At 67.5% G+C, this 6,093-nt stretch carries 4 protein-coding genes; 2 read left to right on the plus strand and 2 right to left on the minus strand.

Annotated features, from left to right (window positions below; all coding sequences use genetic code 11):
- Positions 1-180: a hypothetical protein gene (locus HMPREF0591_RS32780; protein ID WP_047324070.1), complete on the minus strand. Its 180-nt coding sequence runs from the start codon at positions 178-180 to the stop codon at positions 1-3.
- A gap of 477 nt (positions 181-657) precedes the next feature.
- Here HMPREF0591_RS32780 and mobF point away from each other — a divergent pair, with 477 nt between their 5' ends.
- Together mobF and HMPREF0591_RS29060 are read left to right on the plus strand one after the other, a co-directional pair.
- Entirely contained in the window at positions 658-3,498 is a 2,841-nt protein-coding gene (mobF, locus tag HMPREF0591_RS29055) for a MobF family relaxase (protein WP_040624413.1), read from the plus strand.
- Between the two features lie 282 nt (positions 3,499-3,780).
- On the plus strand, positions 3,781-4,683 hold the full coding sequence (locus HMPREF0591_RS29060) for a DMT family transporter (protein WP_040624399.1): 903 nt from the start codon (positions 3,781-3,783) through the stop codon (positions 4,681-4,683).
- A 67-nt stretch (positions 4,684-4,750) separates the two neighbouring features.
- On the opposite strand, the gene HMPREF0591_RS29065 is transcribed toward HMPREF0591_RS29060, so the two are convergent.
- A partial coding sequence (locus HMPREF0591_RS29065) for an MMPL family transporter (protein WP_007172431.1) occupies positions 4,751-6,093 on the minus strand: 1,343 nt, incomplete at its 5' end.

A 6,093-nucleotide genomic window follows, 5' to 3' on the forward strand; every position in this document is an offset into this window, starting at 1 on the left:
CTAGCCGAGTCCGTCGCCGCCCAAAACCGGCCACGCGCGCTGCTTGCAGCACACCACATCCAGGCGCGGCAACTGCGCGAGCGGGGGTCTGGTGCACCGGCCAGTCAAGGACCTCCTCACCGCACGATTGAGCGCGGCGCACGAGACGAGATAGATAGTCAACGTCGCCTCGATGCTCATCGGTTCTCTTTCGCTGCAGCGCCGCGTGGGTAGGCGGTAGGGGTATGGACAACCTCCATCATCGCTCCGCGGCGCTGGCCCAGCCCCGGCTTGCCACGATGGAGGTTTGTCTTGAGTGGGGGCCGGTAAGTGTCGCTTGCCGCGACGGGCCCAATAGCGCTTGGTAGCGGGCCTGGCGCAGCGGTGGAGTGTGGTGCTGTCGGCCGGTGCTTGCCCCAGCTGTCATGTCCCCTCAAACCCCGCCCAGCATCCCGGTTCCTTCCGCGGGTTTATCCGCCCTCGCCCAGGCCCACTCTTCTGATGCACAGGGGCGTCCCCTTCGCCCCTGCCGCTGGCCACCCCAGCAACTCTTTCCCTCAAACCCGCGTGTTACCTGGCACATTTGCACAATGGTGTGCAAGGCTGGGTGGGCCGTCCGCTGGGCTAATTACCCGACGTGCACGTGGTGGGCGGTCCAGCTCAAGGGTGGTGGCCAGGGTGTTGACGATTGCGAAGCTGTCGCGGTGGTCGGTGAACTATTACAACGACACCGCCCGGGCGGCCGGGCAGGCCGCCAAAGATTTGCAGTGTGCCAACGGCGGGTTGGGGGAGTATTACGGCGAACACGACACTCGTACCCCGGTGTGGGTGTGCGCCGGCGATGCCCACCGGGCCGCGGAATTAGTCGGGTTGAGCGACGCCGAGCGGGCCGGCGGGGACGCCGATCCGGGAGTGGTGGCGCGCTGGCTTGATGAGGGGATCGCGCCCAACGGCGCGTGCGGGCGCGCCTTCGGTAAGGGCAGTGTGCATGGGTTTGATTTGACGTTTTGTGCGCCCAAGTCGGTGTCGTTGGTGCGGGCGTTGCGGGCCAATGAGGTGGCCGATAAGGCGGTGCTGGCCGCGCACACTACCGCCATCGCCGAGGCGCTGAAATACCTCGCGGTCCATGCCGGCTACACCCGAGTGCATAACCCGACCACGGGTGATAAAGACCTCGTTCGGTTGCCCGGTTTGGTCGCCGTGGCGTATCAGCATGAGACGTCGCGGGCGGGGGATCCGCACCTGCACACCCACGTGTTGGTGCCGAACCGACAGGCCCGTGCTGATGGGCGGTTGGTGTCGTTGGATGGCACGTCGTTGTTTCATGAAGCCAAGGCGGCGGGGGTGATTTATCAGGCGACGTTGCGTCGGGAGTTGCACCGTTCGTTGGGGGTGGAGTGGGCCGCGGTTGACCCGCGTACGGGTATGGCCGAGGTCGCCGGGATCGACCCGAACAGTGTTAGCGCGTGGTCGCAGCGGGCCTCGCAGTTACGCGAGTGGGCGGCCCACAACTTGGTGGTGGTCGGCTCGGGCGCGGGGCCGTCGGCGGCGCAGTTGGCGGCCGCGCAAAAGGCCACCCGGCCGGCCAAACCCGAACAACTCCCCTGGGTCCAACTGGTGGCGGAGTGGCGTGCGGATGCGCGCGGATTAAAGGTGGATCGGGCTGCGTTTCTGCAAGCGCGCCAGGCGCGGCGGGCTGCTGCGGCGGCGCCGTTTCATCGGGCGCGGTTGGCTGCGGCGGCGGCGAAGATTGAGAAGGCGGCGTTTACCCGGGCGGATCTGGTCGAGGTGATTGGTGCCCAGTTGCCGGTCGATATCGACGGGGAGACCCGAACCCCGCGCGAGCTGATCGAGGCCAGTGTTGACGCGGTGGGGATGCGGCTGACCGCACCCCGGGCCGCGCATCAGCGTGAGGGGCACGAGCGCTACACCCTGGATCGGATTCTGGCCGAAGAAGCCCTGCTGCTCGACGCGGTGGGGGCGCGTGAGGAGCGGTCGCAGTTGTTCGGGTTGCATGAGTTTGACCTGGAGGGCTTGTCGGGCGATCAACAGCGCGCGGTGCGCACGATTGCGTGGTTGCCGTGGCTGGTGTGCCCGCTGTCCGCGCCGGCGGGTGCGGGGAAAACCACCTCGATGCGCGCCCTGCGCGCCGCGGCGAACCATAGCGGCAAGCGGGTGCTGGTGGTGGCCCCGACGGGCAAAGCCGTCGATGTGGCGGTGCGTGAAGGCGCCGGGGACACCGGCGTGACGGTGGCCGCAGCGCTGCGTTCGCTGCGGGAGAACACGCTGACGTTGACTCCCCGCACGCTGGTGGTGGTGGACGAGGCTGGCATGGTGGGCACCGATGCGTTGCGCGAGCTGCTGGCCGCGGCCACCGCGGCCGGGGTCAAGACCGTGCTGGTCGGCGATGCCTACCAACTGGCCCCGGTGAAGGCCCGTGGGGGCATGTTCGCCCAACTCTGTACTGACCTGCCCTGGACCCAGACACTGTCGGAGGTGTGGCGGATGCAGGACCCCGCTGAGCGGGCCGCTTCCCTGGCGTTGCGCGACGGCGGCCCGGCGCCCGTGCGCCGCGCGGTGGCGTGGTATCGGGCCCAGGATCGGCTGCACGCCGGGGACCCGATCGCGATGGCCGCCGACGCCCTGGCGGCCTACAAGACGGATGTGGCCGCGGGAAAGGATGCGCTGCTGATCGCCGACACCACCGAAATGGTTGACGCACTCAACCGGCGCCTCCATGACGAACGCATCGACCCCCAGGCGCCCACCGTGGCTGCTGCACGCGGACAACGCCTCGCGGTCGGCGATGTCATCGTGAGTCGGCGTAATGAGCCAGCCATCCCGGTGTTCGAAGCCCGCCGGGCGGTGCCCGATCCGAGCGCGGATCCGGTGCGCAACGGGCAACGCTGGCAGGTCCTCGCCGTCGATCGCGAGCATGATCGCATCGCCGCGCGTCGGCTCGAGGATGGCGCGCGGGTGGTCTTGAGCGGGGACTATCTGCGCGAGCACGTCAGCTATGGGTATGCGGTCACCGTGCACGCCGCCCAAGGGGTCACCGCCGACACCGCGCATGCCGTGCTGGGCGAGTCCACCCGCCGCAACCTGCTTTATGTCGCCATGACCCGCGGCCGCGAGACCAACCACGCCTACCTCTATGAGCGGCTGGGCGGGGAAACCGAGCATGAACACCCCGAACCCCAGTCGGGGATGCATGTGGCGCGCCGCGGCACCGGCCATCAGGCCGCACAGCTGGTGCGCGGCATCATCGGCCACCGTAACGAGCAACCCCGCACCGCTCACGACGTCGCCGCCCAAACCGAGGACCATGCGCAGCTGCCCGCCCGGGTGCAGAGCCTGCTGGCTCGGCGTGCCGCGGGAGTGGCGCGCCGTCGTGCCGCCTACCAGCAGTGGCGCGACGACCGCCTCGACCGGCTGCTCGACCAGCAACAATGGATCGACCACCAGCGGCACCGCAGTCGCGGACGCGGCCAGAGTCGAGATTACGGATTGGAACTGTAGTGACCGTCGCCGGAACCCCTTCAGTCCCAGGGCCTTTGATGCCATAAGGTTCCGGGCAAATTGCGGATCCCTTCTCGGCCGCGCGGTTTCGGTTCACCGGGTGCAATCGTCGAGCTCGTCGACCGCGTATTGGTAGTAGTGCCTTGGGATTGGTCGCGGTGGGCTGCGCCGAGGGGTGCCCCGACGTGCACGGTTGCGAAGACGCGGTGTGGCTGCCACAAAGGGTATCGAGAAGAAGTTGATGACTTGCTTGATCCGTTTTGTTCGATGGAGAAATCGCATATGGTCAACATGCATATCGCGGGGTTCCTGGCGTTGAGTTCTGCGTTGTGCGGCGCGGTCGGGGACGTTCTTCAGCAACGCGCGACACACCGGGTCACTGACGACTCGGTCGGTCCCACCGGATTGATCGCCAAGCTGCTGTGTGATCAACGGTGGTGCTGGGGGTTACTGATCATGCTGGCGAGCGTCGGGTTGCAGGCGGCCGCGCTGGGCGAGGGTTCGGTGTTATTGGTGCAGCCATTGCTCATGTTCTCGCTGCTGTTTGCGCTGCCGATCAACGCGAGGTTGTCGCATCGCACAGTATCGGCGGGCGAGTGGCTGTGGGCTGGCCTACTCACTGTCGCGGTGATCGTGATCGTCACTGTCGGTGATCCGCAGGCCGGTCGATCGAGCGCATCGCTGCACGCCTGGGCCGGTGTGGCGATGGTGTTGGGTCCGCTATTGACCGGATGCGTTGCCGCAGGCCGTATCTGGGGTGGGGCGCTGGCCGCGGTGCTGTACGCGCTCGTGTCGGGTTCGCTGTGGGGTATCTTCGCGGTGCTGACCAAAGAGGTTGTCGGTCGGCTCAACGAAGGCGTCTGGACGGTGGTGTGGACGCCCGAGCTGTATGCCTTGCTGCTGGTCGCTCTGGGAGGTTTTGTCGGGGGGCAGTTGGCGTTTCGGGCGGGGCCGTTGACCGCGTCAATGCCGACCCTGCAGGTGTCGCAGCCGGTTGTCGCGGCGGTGGTGGGCGTCGCTGTCCTCGGCGAGACGCTGGACGCTGGTCCGGCGGGGCTGTTGGCCTTGGCGGCGGCCACGCTGGTGATGGTGACGGCGATCTTCAACCTCGCGCGTGTCGATGCGGTCGCGACGCAAAGCGAGGTGGAAGAGGACCGCCGTGTCCCGCTCGGCCAACCGGCGTAGCCGTTGACTCCCGCAGCCCGCAGCCCGGGCTCCGTCGGGATCCGGTGCCTGTGGCGGCTGGCTAGAGCTAGACGTCGTCGATCCGGTTGAGTTTGGGAGGCGCGCTGGCGCCGGCCTGGTCGGCCGTGGGCTCGGACGTGTCGGTGGCCCAGCGGCGGCGTCCCACCGCGACGGCAGCGGCTTCCCCGGTCGTCAACCGGTCGTGCAGCCAGGCCAAGGGTTTGGGCGCCCACCAACTCCATGGGCCAAGTAGGTGAATGAACGCTGGGACCAGGAACATTCGCACCAGGGTGGCGTCGGCTAGTACCGCAAGTGTCAGGCCAAGGCCCAGCATGCGCATGAACGAGACCTGGGCAGGAATCAGTGCCGCGAATGAAATCGACATCACCAGCGCAGCGGCGGTGACCACTCGGCCGATGCCCGCCAGGCCCAGTGCGGTGCTCTCATCGTTCGCGGCACGTGCCTCGGTGGGGCTCGGTGGTGCCTCAAGGGTGGTTTGAGAGGCCAACCAGTATTCGCGGATCCGTGAGACCAGGAATACTTCGTAATCCATGGCCAGGCCGAAGGCGATGCAGAACAACAACATCGGGATGTTGGCGTTCAACGTCCCGTTGGGGGTCGTTCCCAATGCCCGCAGGTGGCCGTCTTGGAAGATCCACACCATCGCGCCGAAGGCCGCCGTCAATGACAGCACGTTGCATACCAGCGCCTGCAGCGGCAGCACCACGCTGCCGGTGAGCAGGAATAGCAGCACGAAGGTGACCAGGGCGATCAGCCCCAGCGCGGTGGGCAGCCGTTTGGTGATCGCGTCAACGCTGTCGCGGTTGACCTGCGCCAGCCCACTCATGGCCACCGGCCGCCCTGCCGGTGTGGCGACCTGATGCAGCCGGTTGAGCTGGGCGGCCGAGGCTTGCGAATACAGCGGCACGGTGCTGGTCACGGTCAAAAAGGCGGCGCCGTCGGCGATGCCGGTGGGCGCGGCCGGCGGGCTCACCCGGTGCCCGGCCACGAATGTCCCGGTCGGCGCGGTGACTGCCGACACATCGGGAACCTGTGACAGGGCAGCGGCGTAGTGCTCCAGGTCAAGGAGGCTGACACCGCGTGTGTCCGGGACGACGACGGACACCGCCATCCCCAAGTCGTCGGTGAACTGGTTGTCCAACAGGTCGGCGACTTGGCGTGCCGACGCCGATCGCGGCAACACCCGTTCGTCGGGGAAACCCCAATGCACCCCCAGAAAGGGGACCCCGAGCAGCAACAACAGCACGACGACGCTCGACCCGACAGCAACAGCATGACGCAGGACAAACCGCGTCGACCGGTACCAGAACATCGAGTGGGCCGGCTTGTGCGCGTCGTCGTGCCTCCACGTGGACGCCAGCAGCCGGTGCGCCAGCGGGCGCACGTCGA

The sequence above is a fragment of the Mycobacterium parascrofulaceum ATCC BAA-614 genome, from assembly GCF_000164135.1.
GTDB lineage: Bacteria > Actinomycetota > Actinomycetes > Mycobacteriales > Mycobacteriaceae > Mycobacterium > Mycobacterium parascrofulaceum.